The 20,321-nt window shown below is 63.6% G+C and carries 17 protein-coding genes; 6 read left to right on the top strand and 11 right to left on the bottom strand.

The features are described 5' to 3' along the window. Positions 1 to 7: 7 nt before the first annotated feature. Together M2361_RS14040 and M2361_RS14035 are read right to left on the bottom strand one after the other, a co-directional pair. Complete coding sequence (locus M2361_RS14040; protein WP_259249873.1) at positions 8 to 1,225, bottom strand: EAL domain-containing protein; 1,218 nt, start codon at positions 1,223 to 1,225, stop codon at positions 8 to 10. A 2-nt stretch (positions 1,226 to 1,227) separates the two neighbouring features. Beyond that, positions 1,228 to 4,062 carry an ATP-binding protein gene (locus M2361_RS14035; RefSeq protein WP_310508913.1) on the bottom strand — a complete coding sequence of 945 codons (2,835 nt, stop codon included), beginning with the start codon at positions 4,060 to 4,062 and terminating at the stop codon, positions 1,228 to 1,230. Positions 4,063 to 4,397: 335 nt separating this feature from the next. On the opposite strand from M2361_RS14035, the gene M2361_RS14030 reads away from it, so the two are divergent. Beyond that, positions 4,398 to 5,207, top strand: coding sequence for a hypothetical protein (locus tag M2361_RS14030; RefSeq protein ID WP_259249871.1), 810 nt, complete (start codon positions 4,398 to 4,400; stop codon positions 5,205 to 5,207). Here the strand turns inward: M2361_RS14030 and gvpU are convergent. Beyond that, complete coding sequence (gvpU, locus tag M2361_RS14025; protein ID WP_259249869.1) at positions 5,204 to 5,647, bottom strand: gas vesicle accessory protein GvpU; 444 nt, start codon at positions 5,645 to 5,647, stop codon at positions 5,204 to 5,206. The genes M2361_RS14030 and gvpU overlap by 4 nt on opposite strands. 61 nt (positions 5,648 to 5,708) lie before the next feature. After that, a complete protein-coding gene (locus tag M2361_RS14020) occupies positions 5,709 to 7,028 on the bottom strand; it encodes a ParB/Srx family N-terminal domain-containing protein (protein ID WP_259249868.1) in 1,320 nt (439 codons plus the stop codon). Positions 7,029 to 7,218: 190 nt separating this feature from the next. Here M2361_RS14020 and M2361_RS14015 point away from each other — a divergent pair, with 190 nt between their 5' ends. Next, the gene (locus M2361_RS14015) at positions 7,219 to 7,851 is read left to right on the top strand and encodes an ankyrin repeat domain-containing protein (RefSeq protein WP_259251483.1); all 633 of its coding nucleotides are present in this window, start codon (positions 7,219 to 7,221) and stop codon (positions 7,849 to 7,851) included. Positions 7,852 to 7,907: 56 nt separating this feature from the next. Here M2361_RS14015 and M2361_RS14010 read toward each other — a convergent pair whose 3' ends face one another. Beyond that, positions 7,908 to 9,014, bottom strand: a complete 1,107-nt coding sequence (locus tag M2361_RS14010; RefSeq protein WP_259249866.1) for a porin — start codon at positions 9,012 to 9,014, stop codon at positions 7,908 to 7,910. 274 nt (positions 9,015 to 9,288) lie between these two features. Here M2361_RS14010 and M2361_RS14005 point away from each other — a divergent pair, with 274 nt between their 5' ends. The 3 genes from M2361_RS14005 (at position 9,289) to M2361_RS13995 (ending at position 12,643) form a co-directional block, all read left to right on the top strand. Then, positions 9,289 to 9,942: an NUDIX hydrolase gene (locus M2361_RS14005; protein ID WP_259249864.1), complete on the top strand. Its 654-nt coding sequence runs from the start codon at positions 9,289 to 9,291 to the stop codon at positions 9,940 to 9,942. A gap of 96 nt (positions 9,943 to 10,038) precedes the next feature. Beyond that, on the top strand, positions 10,039 to 10,881 hold the full coding sequence (gene prs / locus M2361_RS14000) for a ribose-phosphate diphosphokinase (RefSeq protein WP_259249862.1): 843 nt from the start codon (positions 10,039 to 10,041) through the stop codon (positions 10,879 to 10,881). Between the two features lie 67 nt (positions 10,882 to 10,948). After that, the gene (locus M2361_RS13995) at positions 10,949 to 12,643 is read left to right on the top strand and encodes a nicotinate phosphoribosyltransferase (RefSeq protein ID WP_259249861.1); all 1,695 of its coding nucleotides are present in this window, start codon (positions 10,949 to 10,951) and stop codon (positions 12,641 to 12,643) included. 86 nt (positions 12,644 to 12,729) lie between these two features. Here the strand turns inward: M2361_RS13995 and M2361_RS13990 are convergent, their stop codons facing one another. From M2361_RS13990 to cyoA, 5 genes are all read right to left on the bottom strand, one after another. After that, a complete protein-coding gene (locus M2361_RS13990) occupies positions 12,730 to 13,515 on the bottom strand; it encodes an SURF1 family protein (protein WP_259249859.1) in 786 nt (261 codons plus the stop codon). Next, positions 13,515 to 13,931, bottom strand: a complete 417-nt coding sequence (gene cyoD / locus M2361_RS13985; protein ID WP_259249857.1) for a cytochrome o ubiquinol oxidase subunit IV — start codon at positions 13,929 to 13,931, stop codon at positions 13,515 to 13,517. Before cyoD ends, M2361_RS13990 begins: the two co-directional genes overlap by 1 nt. Continuing rightward, the gene (cyoC, locus tag M2361_RS13980) at positions 13,928 to 14,569 is read right to left on the bottom strand and encodes a cytochrome o ubiquinol oxidase subunit III (protein WP_259249856.1); all 642 of its coding nucleotides are present in this window, start codon (positions 14,567 to 14,569) and stop codon (positions 13,928 to 13,930) included. The genes cyoD and cyoC overlap by 4 nt, the downstream gene beginning before the upstream one ends. Beyond that, entirely contained in the window at positions 14,562 to 16,565 is a 2,004-nt protein-coding gene (gene cyoB / locus M2361_RS13975; protein WP_259249854.1) for a cytochrome o ubiquinol oxidase subunit I, read from the bottom strand. The genes cyoC and cyoB overlap by 8 nt, the downstream gene beginning before the upstream one ends. Before the next feature lie 76 nt (positions 16,566 to 16,641). After that, the gene (cyoA, locus tag M2361_RS13970) at positions 16,642 to 17,685 is read right to left on the bottom strand and encodes a ubiquinol oxidase subunit II (protein WP_259249853.1); all 1,044 of its coding nucleotides are present in this window, start codon (positions 17,683 to 17,685) and stop codon (positions 16,642 to 16,644) included. A 233-nt stretch (positions 17,686 to 17,918) separates the two neighbouring features. Between cyoA and M2361_RS13965 the strand changes: the two genes are divergently transcribed. Then, positions 17,919 to 19,253, top strand: a complete 1,335-nt coding sequence (locus M2361_RS13965) for an MFS transporter (RefSeq protein ID WP_259249851.1) — start codon at positions 17,919 to 17,921, stop codon at positions 19,251 to 19,253. Here the strand turns inward: M2361_RS13965 and M2361_RS13960 are convergent. Next, positions 19,250 to 20,293: a histone deacetylase family protein gene (locus M2361_RS13960; protein WP_310508912.1), complete on the bottom strand. Its 1,044-nt coding sequence runs from the start codon at positions 20,291 to 20,293 to the stop codon at positions 19,250 to 19,252. The genes M2361_RS13965 and M2361_RS13960 overlap by 4 nt on opposite strands. Positions 20,294 to 20,321 lie beyond the last annotated feature (28 nt).

Raw genomic sequence — 20,321 nt, 5'->3', positions numbered from 1 at the left:
AAGGATCCTATAGCGGGTGGGTGGCGTACGGGCGGGGTTCGTCAGCCAGCAAATCGGTGAAGTCATGGGCATTGACCGCAGCGGATATCAGGAAGCCTTGGGCGAAATCACAGCCGATTTCGCGCAAAAACTCCAGGTCTTTTGTGTTTTCCACCCCTTCGGCGGTGACTTGCAGCCCCAACTGGCGGCCCAATTGCACGGAAGAGAGCAAGGCGGCGGCGCGTACGCCGTCTTCCGCGGCGCCGCTGACAAAGGCGCGGTCGATCTTCAACTCGGTGAACGGCGTGGAGATCAGGGTGTACATCGAGTTGTATCCTTTGCCGAAATCGTCCTGCGCCAACCCGAAGCCTTTCAAGCGCAACCGGCTTGCGCCCATATAGTAGTGCCCGGGCACTGACGTGGTGTCGTCTTCCAGCAGTTCGAAAGTGACATCTTCGAAGGGAACACCGCGCTGCGCGACCAGATTGTAAAGCTGGTCGGGCAAGTCAGGTTGATCCAGCAGGCGGGTGGGCAGATTGACCGACACGGGCATCCTGAACCCCAGGCGGCGCCAATCAAGGTAGGCGGCCAGGGCGTCGCCCAGCATCCGGATGAGCAGGGCGTGGTCCAGCCCGTGATGCCGTACCGCACCCAGGAACGAGGCCGGCAACATGAAGCCGAATTCAAGGTGATGCCAGCGGGCAAGCGCTTCCGCGCCAACGATATGGCCCGTCGCCAACGCCTTCTTGGGTTGGAACCACGCCTGGATGCGGCCGGTGGCCAGGGCTTTTTCAAGCGTGTGGCGGTCAAACAGGGGCGTGGACGGCAACGGCAGCGTTTGCGGCAAGGCGCCATCCAGCTTTTCGTTGCGTAGCCGTCGGGCCAGCGCCAGCGCCTGTTCGCGCGTGACGGGCTTGGTATAGGTCGCGATCACGGACAGGCCCTTTTCCTTGGCCATCAGGCTGACGCTGTTCATGATGCGGCGCGAGCATGCCGTGGTGATGGCCAGCATCGGGTTGCATTGCAAGCGCGCCAATTCATGGATGAACTGCACGCCGTCCATGCCGGGCATGTTGAGGTCCATCAACACCAACTGGTAGGAATGCAGGCGAACCATCTCCAGAGCCTCATGCGCCGAATGCGCCATGTCGACGTGCTCGAAGCCGGCCTCCAGGAACAGGCTGTGCATTTGCGCGCATTGAAACGCATGGTCGTCCAGGACCAGGACCTTGTACACGGAAAGCATCTTCAACTCCGGAGTTCTTTAACCGTTTGCAGCGTTTGACGCAGGATGGTCAGCGGCAGCGGCTTGACCAGCAGGCTGGTCATGCCGGCGCTCATGCCGCGCCGCTGCTCGTCGGGAAACGCGTTGGCCGTGACCCCGAGTACGGGCCGATCGTAGCCGCGCTTTCGCAGAATGCGCGTGAGCTCGTAGCCGTCGACCAAGGGCATGTTCAGGTCTGTCAGCACGGCGTCGAAATGCATCAGGTCGGGCAGGTTCAACGCTTCCTGGCCGTTACCGGCCAAGACCACGGTGCAGCCCATGTGCTCAAGTTGTTCACGCAGGATCAATTGGCTGATGGGATTGTCTTCCGTGACCAATATCTTCAGGCCCAGGACTTCCGGCGCCGCCTTGGGATCGAACGACGTGCTGCGCGCCGCGCCGCCCTGGGCCAGGCGCACCGCATGGTGGATGCCGGCCAGGTTGTAGGCGCTTGCGAACCAGTTGCGATGGCTATCTTCTACCCGGGGGCGCAGGCCAGGCGGGTGCACGATGACTTGCGGGCCGATCCAGTTGGCGATCTTCTGCGCATGCGGCCACGCCTGCAACAGCACCGCGGGTTCGGAGGGCGTGACGCCGTTGGCGGGGTAGGGCAGCCCCACCGCGCCCCAGCGCCGCAACCAGTCGCACAGGTTGTGGACGATTTCGGGCACCGCGCCCTGAACGTAGACAACCGTGTCGTCCAGCTCGGGGGGGGCGGTGTCCAGGGCTTCGGGCGCAAGCGGCAAGCGGACTTCGAAGGTAATGCTGGTGCCCAGGCCGGGTTCGCTGACGGCATTGAGCCTGCCGTTCATCATGTCGGACAGGCTTCGGCAGATCGACAAGCCCAGGCCGGTGCCGGGCAGCGTCACGCAGTTGTCGGCGTCCACCTGGTAGTAGGGCTCGAACAGGCGGGCCTGATGCTCCGGCGCAATGCCCGCGCCGGTGTCGGCAATCTGGAAGCACAGATCGACGCTGTCGCGGTTGCGGCTGTTGACCTTCAGGCGCAATACGATCTGCCCGGAATCGGTGAACTTGATGGCGTTATTGGCCAGGTTGTCGAGGATCTGGCGGATGCGCGTGGCGTCGCCGATCACGGCCGGAGGCGTGTCGGGGTCGGCCACGGCATAACTGCGCACGCCCTTGGCGTGTGCACGCGCCGCGAAACTGGCCACGACATTGTTCAAGAGTTCAACGGGGGAAAAGGGCGCGCGTTCGAGCACGGTGTGACCGGCCTCGATCCGGGACAAGTCCAGCGTGTCGTTAATGGTGCGCAAAAGCGTCGCCGACGACTGCTGGATGGTTTCAAGGTACTGCGCCTGCTGGCCGCTCACGCGGGTCAGTGAGAACAGTTCAAGCGTGCCGAGAATGCCGTAGAGCGGCGTGCGGATCTCGTGGCTCATGGTGGTGAGAAATACCGTTTTGGCCTGGTTGGCGGCTTCGGCGTCGCGCTTGGCCTGCAACAAGGATTGCTCGATCCGTTTCAACGCGGAAATGTCGCTGATGCCGCACAGCACCACGGCTTCGCCACGGTAAGTGGTGGGGGCGAAGCTCAGGTAAGCGGTGCGGCCATCGTTGAGCCGGTGTTCGCGGCCGGCCTCGTCGCCATGCGATGACAGGATGTCGGTGCGCCAGCCCGGCGTGCCCTGGAACCAGCGGCGCGCCATGTCGTTGGACAGCACCACCGCGCGGTCCGAGCGCCGCAGCAGGCACAGGCCCACGGGCGCCACTTCAATCAACTTGCGGTTCAGCGACACGCTGTCGGCCAGCGCCTCGTATTGGCGCAGCGCGGGCAATACCAGGCGCCGGCGGATATAGCGCACCCGCAAGATGACCGTGATGATCAGCAGCAAGGACGCAATGGCGGCGGTCTGGAAGGCCAGCGCGTTGTCGCGTAACACGTGCGCCATCGGCGCGTAGTAGACCAGCCGCCAGCCGTCTTCGCCGACGGACTTGCTCAGTACCAGGTAGTCGGGCAGCCAGCCCTGGCCCTGCAAGCCGAATGCATCTTCCCGGGTGGTGTGCGGCAAGGCCTGGTTGGCCGTATCCGCGCCGGCGCTGCGCAGCACCGGCCGGCTCATCTCGTCGAACAGCACGTAGTCGCCCGCGCCCGAGCGCGGTGCGCTGATGGCGGATTCCACCCCATGGACTTCCAGGCCGATCCAGGCAGCCTCCGGGTGGACGGCATCCAGGGGCGTGAACAGGAACAGGCGCTTGACGCTGTCGTTAGGCGGATGCAGCCAGACGATGGGGGGCAGGCCCTTGGTGGGCGCGCGGGTCTGCACGTCGGCCAGGGTCAGGGCGAGCCATTGTTGAATGGAAGGGGGAATGCCCGGCGAGGCGGGCTGGTCATGCGAGCCCACCGGCACGGTACTGGCGTGGCGCAGCGCGCTGTAGACGATGCGGGTGTTTGCTTGAGCAACGCGGCGCAAGTCGCGCGGGGTCAGCACCAGCGCCCAGTCGTAGGCGTCCGGGCCTTCTTGCAGCGGCAACACTTCCACCTGGCCCGTCTTGCCGAAATGGGTGGGGGTTTTGCTGATGGGATCTTGGTTGGTGTTGCGTACCGCGGAGGCGGAGATGGAGCGCAAGAGGGATTCGCGCTGGTCGAAGAAGTGCTGCGCTTCGTAGGCCGCGGCATTCATGTGGCGCCGGTAGTTGGACACCACGTTGCTGAACGCCCAATACAGGTAAAGGGTAGCGCCCGCCGCGATGCAGACGAGCAGCGCCACTGCAAGAAAGTGCAGCAATAGCGAGGCGGCGCGCGGCGCGGCTTGGGGTTCTAGGGCGGGAGCGCCATGGTCTTCTACCAGCATTTGACGCATGGTAGAAACACCTGCTTACCCAGAGAATAAGAAGAATCTCAAAGTGGGGCGTAGCGCAAAAACGAGTGAATGCCGTCCCCGATTGTCGCGTGCAAGCGCCGTGGGAACCCGTGCCGTGCATGCGCGGCCGAGCAAGGGAATTAAGAAATTTCTTGTTCTTTTGGCCGACGGCGTTGGGCACTATTCGTGAGATACCGGATTCGCCAAGATGCTGCAGCGCGGCGGGTTCACACGCCGGGCGGCTTGCGTCGCCACGGCGGCCAGACGTTAATCGAGAACAGCATGATATTGACCCGGATTCGCCCCCCTGCGCACCTCAACCTACGGGTCACGCCATGAAAGACGACGCCCGCTCCTGGGCTCTGGCCGAAGAGTCCATCACGCTGCGCTTTCAGCCCGTGTTCACGGCGCAGGGTCAAGTCCATGAATACGCCGTCATTGGGCGTTCCCGGCCATCTCCCTGGAGCGGCTTGAACCCAGTTGGGCAGGGCGCGGGCTTGCTGGCCGGCGTGGCCTTCTTCAAGCACTTCAAAACCCCCATCGAACTGTCGTACGAGCACGCGCTGGATGTGCGCGGAACTGGCGACCTGGCCGAACGCCTGTGCGGCGAGCTGGGCATTGGTCTGCTGGACAGTTCGGTGTGGGTCAACAAGCACGCGCGCTACGACGATGCGCCGCCGCTGCTCATCCCCGCCAAGCGCATCACATTCACCTTGCCGTTGACGGACCGGCTGTCGGACCACGCCGAAGTGCTGGCGCGCTATCCGGAATTCCAGGCCCGTCTGCGCGCGCGCCTGCTGCCCAGCGCCAGTCGAAGCAAGTCAACCGGCCATGGCACCTTGCGTGCGGACGGCCTGCATGTACAGGTCCCGCTTGGCTTATCCGAAAACCGCGCGTTGCAAGGCCGCTTCTTTACCTTGATGGAACGTGCCTGGAGCGCCAACTTGCACGTGGTGGCGGGCGGCGTGGAAGACATCCGGGATTTCGCCTGGATGCGGTTGCACAGCGATCTTCTGTTTCGCGGCGCTGCCTTGTCGGCGCCGCTCAGTTCTGAATGCCTGGGTATCTGGCTTCAAGCCGACAGCAACGCGTGGCGGTCGTTCAATGCATCCACCACGCGCTTTGCCGGCGTTGAAGACACCTAGCTGCCGGCCTCGGATTGCAGGCGGCCCAGAATGAAACCATCCACCGAACTGGTACGGCCGCGCCACAGCGTCGGCTGTCCGGAAACCGGCGTGCCGTCGGCCATGAAGAACAAGGCGTCGGCCAGGTGAATGTAGTTGGGCAACGGATCCGCCGGCTGAGGCACGCGGAAAACATCGCCCAGTTCAGCTAGCGAACGACGCACACCGTCGCGCGTATCGGCGTCTAAAGTGTCGAGCGAACCCGTGAAGCTGGCGGCGAAGCGGTCGAAATATTCCGCGCCCGACACAATCGACCCTGACACCAGCATGCCGCCCATCTGCAACGTGACGCCGATGCTTTCAAGCTGGCTGCCGTTGTTCACCAGGTTGACCAAAAACTGAAGAAAGGCGTCCGCGCTAGGGGCGGGGTTTGCGGTGGCGCTGGAAGTTTCGTTGGGCATGGCGGTGTCTTGGAAAAGGTCATTGAAGACGCACAAGATACTCGAATCGCGCGAAAAATACCTACCAACCCCAGCAGGTACCCGCCGCCGGCTTGCCGCAAGCGCGGTAATGCACGGCGAACCACAGCTTGCCGGCGTTGCGGGGCGAGCCATCGGCCTTGACGTCAATGCGCGGCAAGTCTTCCAGTTCTTCGCGCTGATCCTTGATGGACACGCCCGCCGCTACGTTGGCCGCCAACGGAATGCGCCCCAGGGTGGCGGCTTGGCGATCGTCGAACACGATGTCGGTGTCGGCCAGCGCACCCATTTTCAGCGAGGCATCGCGCACGGCGGCGGCGTAGCTGTCGTTTGCGCCACCGGGCACCAGCGACGCATTGAGCGTGCTGACCGCCAGGATCTGCGCGGGCGTGGCGGGCGCCGCCATGTGGTACTGGTCCAGCGTGGGCAGTTGGCCGCCCGCGGCTTGCCGGCGCAGCCAGTCGCCCCACAGGAATTCCGCAAACTCCGGCAGGTTGCCATTTTCGTAGGCGATGTCGCGCGTGAAGTACACCAGCGAACGGTATCGGTCTTCCTGCATGCCGCCTGCTTCGTCGGCGCTGGCCAAGCCTAAGCGGGTGGGCAACTGGTCAACGGTGATGGGCTGGTTCTGGCCGTCTCGCAGCCAGGCGCGGCGCTCATCGACCATGCGTTGCCAGAACGCGGCAGCGGTCGTCAGGTCACTGTAGTTGGCGTCCACCTTGACCCACACGGGCAGCTTGGGGCCGCCATCGAAAATCTCGCGCAGCGACGAGAACGTGTGATGACCGTCGGTCAGGTACAGGTTGCCGTCCCAGCCGACCACCACCGTTTTCAAGTTTTCGGCGTGCGTGCCGGGCGCGTCCAGGCAGGTGAACGTGCTGGGGTCATCCAGGCGCGCCGCTTGGGCAGCCGCCAGGTCGGCGAAGGCTGCCGCGCGTTCGGTGCCGCCCATGTCTTCGCAGTAGTCGTCAAATTTCTTGCCGACGGTGTCGTCCAGATAATCCAACTGCCGGGCGGTGTCGCCGGCCCAGGAACGGTTGAAGTCGCCTTGCCAGCGGCCCAGCTTGTAGTAGATCTGGTCGTAGCCGATGGCCGCCTGCGTGGGCCGCAATTCCTCGATGCGCACCTGGATGACGTCGCCGGCCTTGGTGTTCAGGTAGGCCGTGTTGCGCGTTGGCGCTTCGGGTTCCGGCGCGGGTTGCTCAACCGGCGGCGCAACGACGACGGGCGGCACGGCGGCGTCGTCGTTGTCATCATCGCTGCCGCCGCCATTGCACGCGGCTAGCGCCAGCGGCAGAAATAGCGCGGCCAGCAGGCGCGCGACAGGGTGTTGGGGCAGGAAGCGGGCGGGTTGAGATGTCATGGGGCAGGGGTGACGTTGCGATGGAAAAGTATCCAATCATGACTGGATCGTGTTTCTCCCATATTGCATTGACCAAGATGACAGACATATTTCCCATCGATCAAGGGCTTGTCCATAATCAGGCCTCGATTCAAACGGGAGGATACGGGCAATGGCAACCCTCAGACACTGGCGGGTAGTTTTCGTTTTGATGCTGGGCGCCCTGGGCTCACAAGCCGGCGCCGCCGTGAACCCGGCCGCACAGTTAAGAGAGGCCGCCGCGCAAGGCGACGCCACGCGCGTGCGCGAATTGTTGGCGCAGGGTGTGCCGCTGGATGGGCGCGATGGGGAGGGCAACACGGCCCTGTTGCGCGCGACGCAAGCCAACCAGGTGGAAACGGCGCGTGTGCTGATCGAGGCGGGCGCGGACGTGAACGCGCAGAACCGCTTGCAGGATAGCGCCTACCTGCTGGCTGGCGCCCAGGGGTATCGCGAGATTCTTGAATTGACCTTGCGCCATGGCGCTGATTTACGCAGTACCAACCGGTACGGCGGCACGGCGCTGATTCCGGCCTGCGAGCGCGGGCATGTGGATGTGGTCAGGACGCTGCTGCAAGCGGGCGTGGACCCGAATCATGTGAACCGGCTGGGATGGACGGGGCTGCTTGAGGCCATCATCCTGAGCGACGGCGGCACCCGGCATCAGGCCATTGTTGCGCTGTTGATCGCGGCCGGGGCCGATGTGAATCTGGCCGACCGCGAAGGCCGGACTCCCTTGCAACACGCCCGGCTGCGCGGGCAGGCAGAGATCGTGCAACTGCTGGAACGCGCGCAGGCGCGCTGAGCGCAAGCGGGGCCCGCCGTGCAGGCTTGCACGACGGGCCCCGCTTGCCAAACCGCTTAGAACTGGTGGCGGATGCCCACGCCCGCGGCGGTGCTCTTCAGGCCGTCGATGAACGCGTAGTCCGTACCGTACGAACCGTAGGCGTACAGGTTGGTGCGCTTGGACAGGTCGTAGGTGTAGCCCACGCTGTAGACGTTCATGTTGGCGTCGCCGCCCGTCAACTTGTCATTGGACGGGGCCACGTGCTGCCACGAGGCGAACAGGCTGCCGGCCGCGCCGGTCGGCAGGGTCGCGCCCAGCATGTAGGCGTTGGCCTTGAAACCGTTCACGAAGCGGTTGGTGCCGAATTCGTCGCTGAAGGGCGTACCGGCCGGCAGGTCCTGGCCAACGAACCAGCCGTCGGTGGTGCGGCCGTAGGCGGCGGCAAGTTTCACCACTTCCAGGTCGTAGGACACGCCCAGCGCGTATTGGCGCGGCGTGGCGTCGTTGTCGATGCCGCTGCGGTTGGCGCCGTTCAATTGGTCGTACGTCAGCGCCACGTTCAGCGGGCCTTGCACGTAGCGCAGGCCGGCGGTGATGCCGCGCGTGCTGTCAGCGGTGCGGAAGCCCGTCTGGTCGGCGGTCGTGTCGTCCGCGTTGAACGAGTAGCCGATGCCGAATTCAAAGCCATTCACCGACGGCGTGCGGTACATGACCATGTTGTCCCAGCGCATGGTGTTGGCCGCGCTGAAACCCAGGCCCAGGTTCGACTGGGTGTAGCTGGTGTAGAAGGGGTCGATGTCGGCCAGGTAGTTCGAGCCGATCGTGGCTTGGCGGCCGAAGTCCAGTTGGCCCCAGGCGTCGTTGGCCAGGCCGATGGTGGCTTGGCGGCCGAACAGGCGGCCCGATTGGCCGCGTTGACCGTTGGCGGAGTCAAAGCCGCTTTCCAGCTTGAAGACGGCGCGCAGGCCGTCGCCCAGATCTTCGGATCCGCGCAGGCCCCAGCGGGAGCCGGCCTGGATACCGTTGATCATGCCGAGCTTGCTACCGCTGTAGCCGTCGCCCTTGATTTTGTTGTAGCCGATACCGGTGTCGATGACACCATAGAGGGTGACTGACGGTTCTGCCTGCGCAATGCCTGTAAAAGCGGTCAGCATCGCGGCGGCGAGCAGCGTCTTTTTCATCCGGGAAACTCCTTGGGACTGGGTGGGAAAAGGGTGGGAAAAAACAAAAGGAACAGCACGTTCGGCAATGAGCCAAGCGGTGTTCCCGGCGGGAAGTATAAAACAAACCCGTTACTTTCTGCGTCATTTGCTGTTTATTGCCTGGGATGTTCCGGCTATTTCGCTTAATTCATGGCGTCTGAATTTCAGCCGACGCTGCGCCATTCTTACGGCATTTGACGGCCATACGCCATAGTGGCATCTTGCCCCGAAGCTTCAAACCTGGAACCTGCCCGTGGACTATCCACTGCCTCTAGTCACAGTCGACGCCGTCCTGCTTACCTTGCGGGCAGGCGTGCTGGAAATTGCCCTGCATCAGCGCGACCGCGCGCCCTTCAAGAACGCCATGGCCTTGCCGGGTGGTGTGGTGCATGTGGACGAAGACGGCGACACCGAAGCCAGCATCCGCCGCGTCCTGCGGGAAAAGACCGGCTTTGAACCGCGCTACCTGGAACAGTTGCAGGTGTTCTCCGGCAAAGACCGCGACCCGCGCCAATGGTCGCTGTCGGTGTCGTACGTGGCGCTGGTGCCGGCGGCGGAATTGGAAGCCGCCACGCAAGCCGACTTCCGTTTCGTCAGCGTGGACGCGCTGCCGCCGCTGGCGTTTGATCATGCCGATATCGTCGCGGCCGCGGTCGCCCGCCTGCGCGGCAAATCCAGCTATTCCACCTTGCCGTTTTTCCTGCTGCCCGAACGCTTCACGCTGACGGAGCTTCAGCACACCTACGAAGCGATCTTGCAGACGCGGCTGGAAAAGTCGAACTTCCGCCGCAAGATGGAAGCGTGGGGCGTGCTGGAAGCCACCGGCGAACAAATGGGCGGGGCGCAGCGGCCCGCGCGCCTGTATCGCCTGAAGGACTTCACCCTGTTCGACCGTAGCGTCGGATAGCACCGGGCGACTGCCATCCACTACTTAGTTGCAAATAAACAATAAGTAGATTTATACTTGCCTCACTTAGTTTTGAAATGCCACTAAGGGCTGATCATGTTCACCATCACTGCGGTAGTAGAAGGACAACGCCTCACCGGCACGCCGGCCGCGTTTGTATTTCCCGGCGGCGAAAGCCAGGTTACGGTGCCGGCCAACTTGCGGGCCCAAGCCGATGCCGCCAGCGCGTTCCGTATCCACGCCTTGCTGAAGTCGGCCAACGACGTCATGCAATTGCTGATGCTGACGGACGCATTGCGCCGCCTGAACCCGGCGGTGCCGGTGCACCTGGACATGCCCTACGTGCCGTACGCGCGCCAGGATCGCGTCTGCAACCCCGGCGAAGCCTTGGGCGCCGCCGTGTTCTGCAAGCTGATCAATGATCAGCAATACGCCACCGTGACCGTGGTGGAACCGCACAGCGACGTGACGCCTGCGCTGTTGCAGCGCTTGCGCGTGGTGGACGCCGCGGCATTCCTGAAGAACGCGCTGGCCGCGCCCGCCTTCGCCCAGGGCGTCACGCTGATGGCCCCGGACGCCGGCGCCCGCAAGCGCGTGCAGGCCCTGGCCAAGACGCTGGGCGTGGCGGACGTCCGTTACGCCGAAAAGGTGCGCGACACGCAGACCGGCCGCATCACTGAAACGCGGGTGCCTGACGATATTCCGGATCAGCCCGTGCTGGTGGTGGACGACATCTGCGACGGCGGCCGCACCTTCCTGGAACTGGCCGCCGCCCTGGGCGACAAGACCCGGCAACCGCTGTACCTGTATGTCACGCACGGCATCTTCAGCAAGGGCCTGGCCGAACTGAACGCCCGCTACGCCGGCGTCTTCACGGCGTATGACTGGACGGACACCGAAGGCGCGAACGCGCCGGTGCTCGTGAATGATGAAAAATGAAAAGTTGAAGACTGAAATGCTGAAAACCGAAACGTCGAAAACTGAACGTCCAGAAGGAACCCGCGCCATGAATGCTCCCGAATCCCTCACCGTCAAGAACGGCATCAACCCCTTCCTGCAAGCGGACTTCTACAAGACGGGCCACCCGTTCCAGTATCCCAAGGGCACGAACAAGATCCTGGCCAACTTCACGCCGCGTTCGGCCCGCCTGGCCCCGGTGCTGCCCGAATTGTTCGACGACAAGATCGTCTGGTTCGGCCTGCAAGGCTTCATCAAGGAAATCCTGATTGATCTGTTCAATCGCGAGTTCTTCGGCAAGCCGGCAGGCGCCGCCGTGCGCCAGTATCAGCGCCGTGTGGATAACGCGTTGGGCAAGGGCGCGGTCACCGTGGACCACTTGCAGGCCCTGTACGAGCTGGGCTATCTGCCGCTGGAAATCCGGTCGGTGCCGGAAGGCGCGCGTATCGATATCCGTGTGCCGCCCGTCACCTTCATCAACACGCACCCCGACTTCGCGTGGCTGGTGACGTATATCGAAACCCTGTTCAGTTGCGAATCGTGGAAGCCGTCCACGGTGGCCACCATCGCCTTCGAATACCGCAAGTTGTTGACGTATTTCGCCCGCCTGACGGGCAGCCCGATGGACTTCGTGAACTGGCAGGGCCACGACTTTTCCATGCGCGGCATGTCGGGCCTGTACGACGCCCGCAAGAGCGGCGCGGGCCACTTGCTGTCATTCACCGGCACCGACACGATTCCCGCCATCGATTATCTGGAAGACATCTACGGCGCCGACTCCGACCGCGAGCTGGTTGGCGGCTCGGTGCCGGCCACCGAGCACTCGGTCATGTGCCTGGGCAGCAAGGAAGGCGAGATCGAAACCATCCGCCGCCTGGTCACGCAGGTTTACCCGGCAGGCATCGTGTCGGTGGTGTCGGACACCTGGGACTTCTGGCAGGTGGTGACGGATTTTGCCGCTGCGCTCAAGCCGGAAATCCTGGCGCGCCGGCCTGATGCCTTCGGCAACGCCAAGGTGGTGTTCCGCCCGGATTCCGGCGACCCCGTGAAGATCCTGACGGGCTACTTCTGCACCGACGTGTCCAGCGTGGACGATGGCGACGCCTTGGCCACTGCCCGACGCGACGGCGCCGAGGCCGTGCGCGATGCCGGCACCGGCCAGTATTGGTTGCTGGACGACAAGGCCCACGCCACGCAAACGCTGCGCGAAGCCGAGGTCAAGGGCGCCGTGCAGTGCCTGTGGGACCTCTTCGGCGGGGTGGTGACGGAACGCGGCTACAAGCTGCTGGACCCGCACGTCGGCCTGATCTACGGCGATTCCATCACCTTGGCGCGTGGCCGCGACATTCTGGTCCGGCTGGAAAGAAAGGGCTTTGCGTCGGGCAACGTGGTGCTGGGCATCGGTTCCTACACCTATCAGTACCTGACGCGCGACAGTTTCGGCTGGGCCTTGAAGGCGACGTATGCCGAAGTGAATGGCGAGCCGGAAGAACTGGTGAAGGACCCGGTGACGGACTCCGGCGTGAAGCGTTCGGCCAAGGGCTTGTTGCGGGTGGAAGAAACCGCCACGGGGTATGTGCTGCACGACCAGCAAACGCCCGAGCAAGCGGCGGGCGGTGCACTGGTGCCGGTGTTTCGCGATGGCCAATTGCTGGTTGAGCAGAACCTGGCGCAGATCCGCGCACGGCTGCATGGATCCTGGGTCTGCCCCGAGCCGGGCAGCATTGCCTGGCCGCAACGCTGAATCGCAACGCTGAACCGCTGCGGCGTCCATGAAAAAAGCCGCGCTGCCCACGAAGGGCAGCGCGGCTTTTTTCTACCGGCTTGGCGTCAGGCCTTGCCGCGCCCGCGCTTTTCTTCGCGCACGAAGATCACCACGCCAACAATGATCATCAGCGCCAGGGCATACCAGGTAATGGCATAGACCAGGTGGTTGTTCGGGAAGGTCAATACGGTCAGCCCGCCGACGGGGGCTTGGGCCGGGTCGCGGCTGGGGCTGGACGCGGCGTCGGCATCAATGAAGTAGGGCGCCACGTCCGTCAAGCCGCGCGCCGCGGCGATGCCCGGCAAGTCACGCGAATACCAGAGGTTGGCGGCCGGATCGTTGTTGCGCAGAAAGCCGCTGCCCGGCTCGCCCATGCGCAGCAGCCCGGTGACGCGGGCCTCGGCTGCGGGCGGCGGGGGGGAAGCCGCCTGATTCTTGCGCCATTGCGGCAGCACGAAACCCCGGTTGACCAGCACCGTGCCGCCGCCATCGGCCAGTTGCAGGGGGGTCATGACCCAGTAGCCGCTGCCCAGTTCGGTGGCCGCCTGCACCAGCGTCTGGCGGTCGTACTGGTAGGTGCCCGTTGCCGTCACGTGGCGGTATTCGGCGTTGCCGGCGCTCAGGCCGCGCCAGTCCGGCTTGCCCGGCGCCGGCGAGGTGGGCGCATGCGCGCGCTGCTTCACCTGCGAGATCAGCTCTTGCTTCCAGGCCAGGCGATGCACCTGCCAGGTACCCAGGGCGCACAAGCCCGCGAAGAGCACGGCAGCAACCACACCCAGGATGACCAGGGTGGTTTTGCTGCGCGGTTTACGGGGGGAGTCGCTGCGTGTGGAGTCTTTTACTGCTGCCATCAGGGCATTTTCCGCATGTCGTGTATGGACATGGGCATCATATTGGAGTTCAAGTGATACATGATCCAGATTGATCCGCTGAGCGTGATTACGACCAGCACCAGCGTGAATATTAACGCCAACATGTTCCAGCCGCTTTCGGACTTGGTGTCCATGTGCAGGAAGTACACCAGATGGACCACGATCTGCACCATGGCGAACGCCAGGATGACCAGCGCGGTCGTGCGTGAACTCTCGAACACGCGGTCCATGACCAGCCAGAAGGGGATCGCGGTCAGGATGGCCGCCAGGATGAACCCCGTGACGTAGCTCTTCATGGTGCCGTGGCTGGCGCCGTCATCGTCATGGTCGTCATGGTGGTCATGGCCGTGGCCATGGTGGCCGCGGTCAGCCAGGTTATCCATGTGCGAGCTCATGGCAGCACTCCCATCAGATACACGAAGGTGAACACGCCCACCCAGATCAGGTCCAGGAAGTGCCAGAACAGCGACAGGCACATCAGGCGGCGGCGGTTCTCGGGGATCAGGCCGTGCATGCGCACCTGGATCATCATCGTCACCAGCCAGACGATGCCGAAGGTGACGTGCAGCCCGTGCGTGCCGACCAGGGTGAAGAAGGCCGACAGGAAGGCGCTGCGCTGCGGCCCCGCGCCCAGGTGGATCAGGTGCGCGAATTCATAGATTTCCAGCGACAGGAAGCCCAGGCCCAGAATGCCGGTGATGCCCAGCCACAGTTGCGTGGCGCCGATGCGGTTGCGCCGCATCTCCAGCATGGCGAAGCCGTAGGTGATGGACGACAGCAGCAGCAGCGATGTGTTCACCGCCACCAGAGGCAGGTCGAACAGGTCGGCGCCGGACGGGCCCGCCGCGTAGCTGCGGCCCAGGACGCCATAGACGGCGAACAGACAGGCAAAGATGAGGCAGTCGCTCATCAGGTAGACCCAGAAGCCCAGCAGGGTGCCGTTCTTGGGGTGGTGTTCGCCCGGGACGTAGAACACGGGCTCGGAGGGCGGCGCGGCGCCGCCTTGCAGGGTGGGGGCCAAGGTATCAGACATGTTTCGCTAACAACCTCGTGCGGGCGTCTTCTTCGCGCACGACCTCGGCGGTCGGCACGTAGTAGTCGCGCTTGTAGTTGAAGGTATGAATGATGGACACCAGGATCAGCGCCACGAAAGACAGCACGGCCAGCGGCCACATGTGCCAGATCAACGCAAAGCCCATCACCACGCTGATGGCCGCCAGCACGATGCCGGCCCAGGTGTTCTTCGGCATGTGGATGGGAATGAAGCCCTGCTGCGGCCGCTCGTAGCCGTGCTGCTTCATCTGCCACCAGGCGTCCAGGTCATGCACGCGCGGAGTGAAGGCAAAGTTGTAGTTGGGCGGGGGCGACGACGTGGACCATTCCAGCGTGCGGCCATCCCAGGGGTCGCCGGTGTCGTCGCGCAGTTGGTCGCGGCGGCGGTAGCTGACCACCAACTGGATGATGAAGCTGGCGATGCCGCAGGCGATCAGCAGCGCGCCAAACGCCGCGACCTGAAACCAGATCTGCAACGACATGTCTTCAAAGTGGCTGACGCGGCGGGTCACGCCCATCATGCCCAGCACGTACAGCGGCATGAAGGCCACGTAGAAGCCCACCAGCCAGAACCAGAACGAGCACTTGCCCCAGAACGGGTCGAGCTTGTAGCCGAAGGCCTTGGGGAACCAGTAGGTGATGCCGGCCATCAGCCCGAACAGCACGCCGCCGATGATGACGTTGTGAAAGTGCGCCACCAGGAACAGGCTATTGTGCAGGACGAAGTCGGCGGGCGGTACCGCCAGTAGCACGCCTGTCATACCGCCGATCACGAAAGTGACCATGAAGCCCATCGTCCACAGCATGGGGACTTCGAACTGGATGCGGCCACGGTACATGGTGAACAGCCAGTTGAAGATCTTGGCGCCGGTCGGGATCGAGATGATCATTGTCGTGATCCCGAAGAACGAATTCACGCTGGCCCCCGACCCCATGGTGAAGAAGTGGTGCAGCCAGACCAGGTATGACAGCACCGTAATCACCACGGTGGCGTACACCATGGACGCATAGCCGAACAGGCGCTTGCGGCAGAACGTGGCAACCACTTCCGAGAAGATGCCGAAGGCGGGCAGGATCAGGATGTAGACCTCGGGGTGGCCCCAGATCCAGATCAGGTTCACGTACATCATGGCGTTGCCGCCGAAGTCCGCCGTGAAGAAGTTGGTGCCCACATAGCGGTCCATGGACAGCAGCGCCAGCACGGCGGTCAACACCGGGAAGGCCGCCACGATCAGCACGTTGGTGCACAGCGCCGTCCAGGTGAAGATGGGCATGCGCATCATCTTCATGCCGGGCGCGCGCATTTTCACAATGGTGACCAGCAGGTTGACGCCGGATAGCAGGGTTCCCACCCCGGCGATCTGCAAGGCCCATATGTAGTAATCGACCCCGACGTCGGGGCTGTGCAATATGCCTGACAGTGGTGGATACGCCAGCCAGCCGGTGCGCGCGAATTCGCCCACGAACAGCGACATCATCACCAGGATCACGCCGCCGGTCGTCATCCAGAAACTGAAATTGTTCAGGAAAGGAAAAGCCACGTCGCGCGCGCCGATCTGTAGCGGCACGATGTAGTTCATCAGCCCCGTGACCAGCGGCATGGCCACGAAGAAGATCATGATCACGCCATGCGCGGTGAAGATCTGGTCGTAGTGGTGCGGGGGCAGGTAGCCGGTGGAATCGCCAAAGGCCACGGCCTGCTGCATGCGCATCATGATGGCGTCGGCAAAGCCGCGCAGCAGCATCACAATGCCCAGAATCACATACATGATCCCGATTTTCTTGTGGTCGATGCTGGTGAACCATTCATGCCACAGATAGCCCCATTTCTTGTAGTAAGTGATGGAGCCCAGCACCACGATGCCGCCGATGGCCACCATGAAAAAGGTGGCAAGCAGGATGGGGTCGTGTAGGGGGATGGCGTCCCAGGTCAATCGACCGAAGATCAGCTTGGTGAGGTCTGGTTGATCAGGCATCTTGATTCCAGCGTAAAGACCACGATTTCATGAAACCCCTGCGTCATCCGATTCGGATCGCGGCAGACGCGCGGCGCTACAACACCAGCCCTTCGGTGGACGTGCACATGGAACCCACATACATGCGCGGCGGCGTGCCGGTCAGGCCCAGGCGCTCGCGCGTGGCCGGGTCCAGGGTGGTGATGTTGAGCGCGCCGGGTATGCCCATGCCCCCTTGCGAGTCGATGGCCATGGCGTCTTTCATGCACATGCGGTTGCCTTCCACGCAGCGGTTCACGATGGCGTCGAACAGGCCCGGCGCCACCGAGGCGTAGCGTTGCACGGGGTTGCGTTCGCTGGGCTGTTCGAGCTTCAGGTAGGCATCGCGGCTGAGCGTGGCGCTGGAGGCGCGGGCGTCGGCCACCCATTTGTCAAAGCCTTGCTGGTCCACGCCGTGGAACTTGAAGCGCATGGCCGAGAAGCCCGGGCCGCTGAAGTTGGCGGACAGGCCTTCGTATTCGCCGGGGTGGTTGATGACGGCGTGCAAGGTAGTCTGCATGCCGGGCATGGCGTAGATCTGCCCGGCCAGGGCCGGTACGAAGAAAGAGTTCATCACCGATGAAGAGGTGATCTTGAACTGGATGGGGCGGTCGACCGGCGCGGCCATTTCGTTGACGGCGGCCACGCCTTGTTCGGGGTACAGGAACAGCCATTTCCAGTCCAGCGCCACCACTTCTACCACCAGTGGCTTGGTGCCCGCGGGCACCTCGCGGCCTTCGGACAAGCGGGCCAGCGGTCGGTAGGGATCAAGCTGATGGGTGCTGACCCAGGTCAGCGCGCCCAGCGCAATGATGATCAAGAGCGGCGCGGCCCAGATCAGCAGCTCCAGCATCGTGGAGTGGTTCCATTCCGGGTCGTAGTGCGCGTCCTTGTTGCTGGCCCGATAGCGCCATGCAAACAGGAACGTCAAGAAGATCACCGGCACGATGATCAGCAGCATCAAGCCGGTTGAGATGATGATCAGATTGCGTTGCTGCACTGCTATGTCGCCTGACGGCGAGAGCAGCACCGCATTGCATCCAGCGAGCAATGGCAGGGCGGCAATCAAGATCAATCCGCGGAGCCTTGGGAGGGACGACATGGCCATACCCCGAAACGTAACCGTGGGAAGTAAACGCAACACTACGCTGGAAGCCGCGAAAAATCTAGGGTAAAAGAACAAAAGTGTGCACGGCATTGTGCGCGCGGCAGGGCGCTATCCCTGTGTGGATGCGGCTTGGCGCGCGGTGGCGTCGTCGCGCGCGAAGCAGGTTGCAAGATCGTAGACAAGGCGGTTTCGAACGTCCTTTCGAACTTCCAACAGTGAGCAAATCCATGTCGACCTCCACGCGGTATCCCGGTCATGCCCCTTCCGTTCCCGGCCCGGGGGCAACGTCCGGCGGGGCGAGCCATGCCAAGGTGGCTCCAGGTGAAATCGCCGTCGGCGTGGTCGTGGGGCGCGCCTCTGAATACTTTGACTTCTTCGTATTCGGCATCGCCTGCGTGCTGGTCTTTCCCAAAGTCTTCTTCCCCTTTGAAGCGCCGCTGGAAGGCACGCTTTGGGCGTTTGTCATCTTCTCGTTCGCGTTCATCATGCGACCCATCGGCACCGCGCTGTCGATGGCGATACAGCGGCGTTGGGGCCGCGCCACAAAACTGACGGTGGCCTTGTTCGTGTTGGGTACCGCCACCGTAGGCATGGCGTTTTTGCCCAGCTACGAAACCATCGGCGCGCACGCGATTACATTGCTGGCGGTATTTCGTTGTTTGCAAGGGCTGGCGTTTGGCGGCTCGTGGGATGGCCTGCCGTCGTTGCTGGCACTGAATGCGCCGCCGCATCGGCGCGGCTGGTATTCGATGATGGGGCAGTTGGGTGCACCGGTGGGGTTCCTGGTGGCCAGCGCGCTGTTCCTGTATTTGCACGTGACGCTGACCCAGGCGGACTTCATCGAATGGGGTTGGCGCTATCCGTTCTTCGTGGCGTTCGCCATCAACGTGGTGGCGCTGTTCGCGCGGCTGCGCCTGGTGGTCACCGAGGAATACACGCAACTGCTTGAAGAGGGCGAGCTTGAACCCATCAGCATTGCCGAGATGGTGCGCTCACAAGGCTACAACCTGTTCATTGGCGCGTTCGCCGCCTTGGCCAGCTACGCGCTGTTCCACCTGGTCACCGTGTTTCCGCTGTCCTGGATTGCCATCAGCGCCACGCAGCAGATTACAGACGTGCTGATCGTGCAGATCTTCGGCGCCATCCTGGGCATTCTGGGTACGGTGGCCTCGGGTTGGCTGGCGGACCGCATCGGCCGGCGCACCACCTTGGGCATGCTGGCGGTGGCGATCGCCATCTTTGCGCTGTTCACGCCGTGGCTGCTGGGCGGCGGTCCGGTTGCGCAGGACACCTTCATCCTGGTGGGCTTTGTGTTGCTGGGCCTGTCGTATGGGCAGGCGTCCGGCACCGTGACCGCGAACTTCACGCGCCGCTTCCGTTATACCGGCGCCGCGTTGACGTCCGACATGGCCTGGCTGATCGGCGCGGCGTTCGCGCCGGTGGTGGCGTTGGGGCTGTCGGCCCGGTTCGGGCTGGTAGCCGTCAGCATCTATCTGCTGTCGGGCGCCGCGTGCACCTTGGTGGCGCTGCGCATCAACAAGGTGCTGGAAACTCGGGATTAATAGAGGGCGCCCTCCAGCACGTTGGCCACATTGATCCCCACCTCCGCCACGGCATAGCCGCCTTCCATCGTGAACACGGTGGGCAGGCCCAGGCCGGCCAGCATGCGGCCCACTTCAAGGTAGTCCGCGCTTTTCAGCTTGAACTTTGAGATGGGATCGCCTTCGTAGGTGTCCACGCCCAGCGCCACCACCACCGCGTCGGCCTTGAATGCCTGGATGGCGGACAGCCCTTGCTGCAAGGCTTGCGTCCAGGTGGCGAAGTCGGTGCCGGCCGCGAGCGGCAGGTTCAGGTTGGCGCCAAAGCCCGCTCCTTCGCCTTCCTCGTCGGCATAGCCCAGAAAGAAGGGATATTCCGTGGTGGGGTCGCCGTGTACCGACACCGTCAGCACGTCGCCACGTTCATAGAAAATGCTCTGCGTGCCATTGCCGTGGTGGTAGTCCACGTCAAGAATCGCCACGCGCGCGGCGCCCGTATCGCGCAGCGCTTGCGCGGCCAGCGCCGCGTTGTTCAAGAAACAATAGCCGCCGAAGAAGTCGGCGCCCGCATGGTGGCCGGGCGGGCGGGTCAGGGCCATGGCGGTGCGCGGACCGCCCGGCGCCATCACGGCGCGTGCCGCGTCGATGGCGCAGGCGGCGCCGGCAGTGGCCGCTTCCCAGGTGCCGGCCGTTAGCGGGCAGCCGCTGTCAAACGAGAACAACCCGACGCGCGCGGCGAAGTTGGTGGGTTCGATGTCATGGCGAAAGCCGCGCACCGGCCAGACGGACGGCAGGATGTCCAGGTCTGCGTTGGCCGGGTCCAGCGCCACCCAGTCCTGCCAGGCGCTGGCCAGAAAGTCCACGTAGCGCGGCGTGTGCACGCGCTTGATCAGGTCCATGTCGGGTGCCGAGGGCGCGCGCAGTTCGCCGATGCCGCGCTGGCGCAGCGCGTCCAGCACATATTCCAGTCGCGCCGGCGTTTCGTGGCAGGGCACGAGCTTGCCGCGAAACATTTCCTGGCGGCCTGCGTGTTTGTCATGGACGGGGTTGTGGAAAATCAGCACGGCGTGGGTCCTTGAAGGGGCGGGCAAT

Origin of the sequence: Achromobacter sp. JUb104 (assembly GCF_024806975.1) — a bacterium.
Classification (GTDB): Bacteria; Pseudomonadota; Gammaproteobacteria; order Burkholderiales; family Burkholderiaceae_B; genus Achromobacter; species Achromobacter spanius.
Note: the sequence above shows the minus strand (reverse complement) of the source record. Positions and strands in the feature narration are given on the sequence as shown.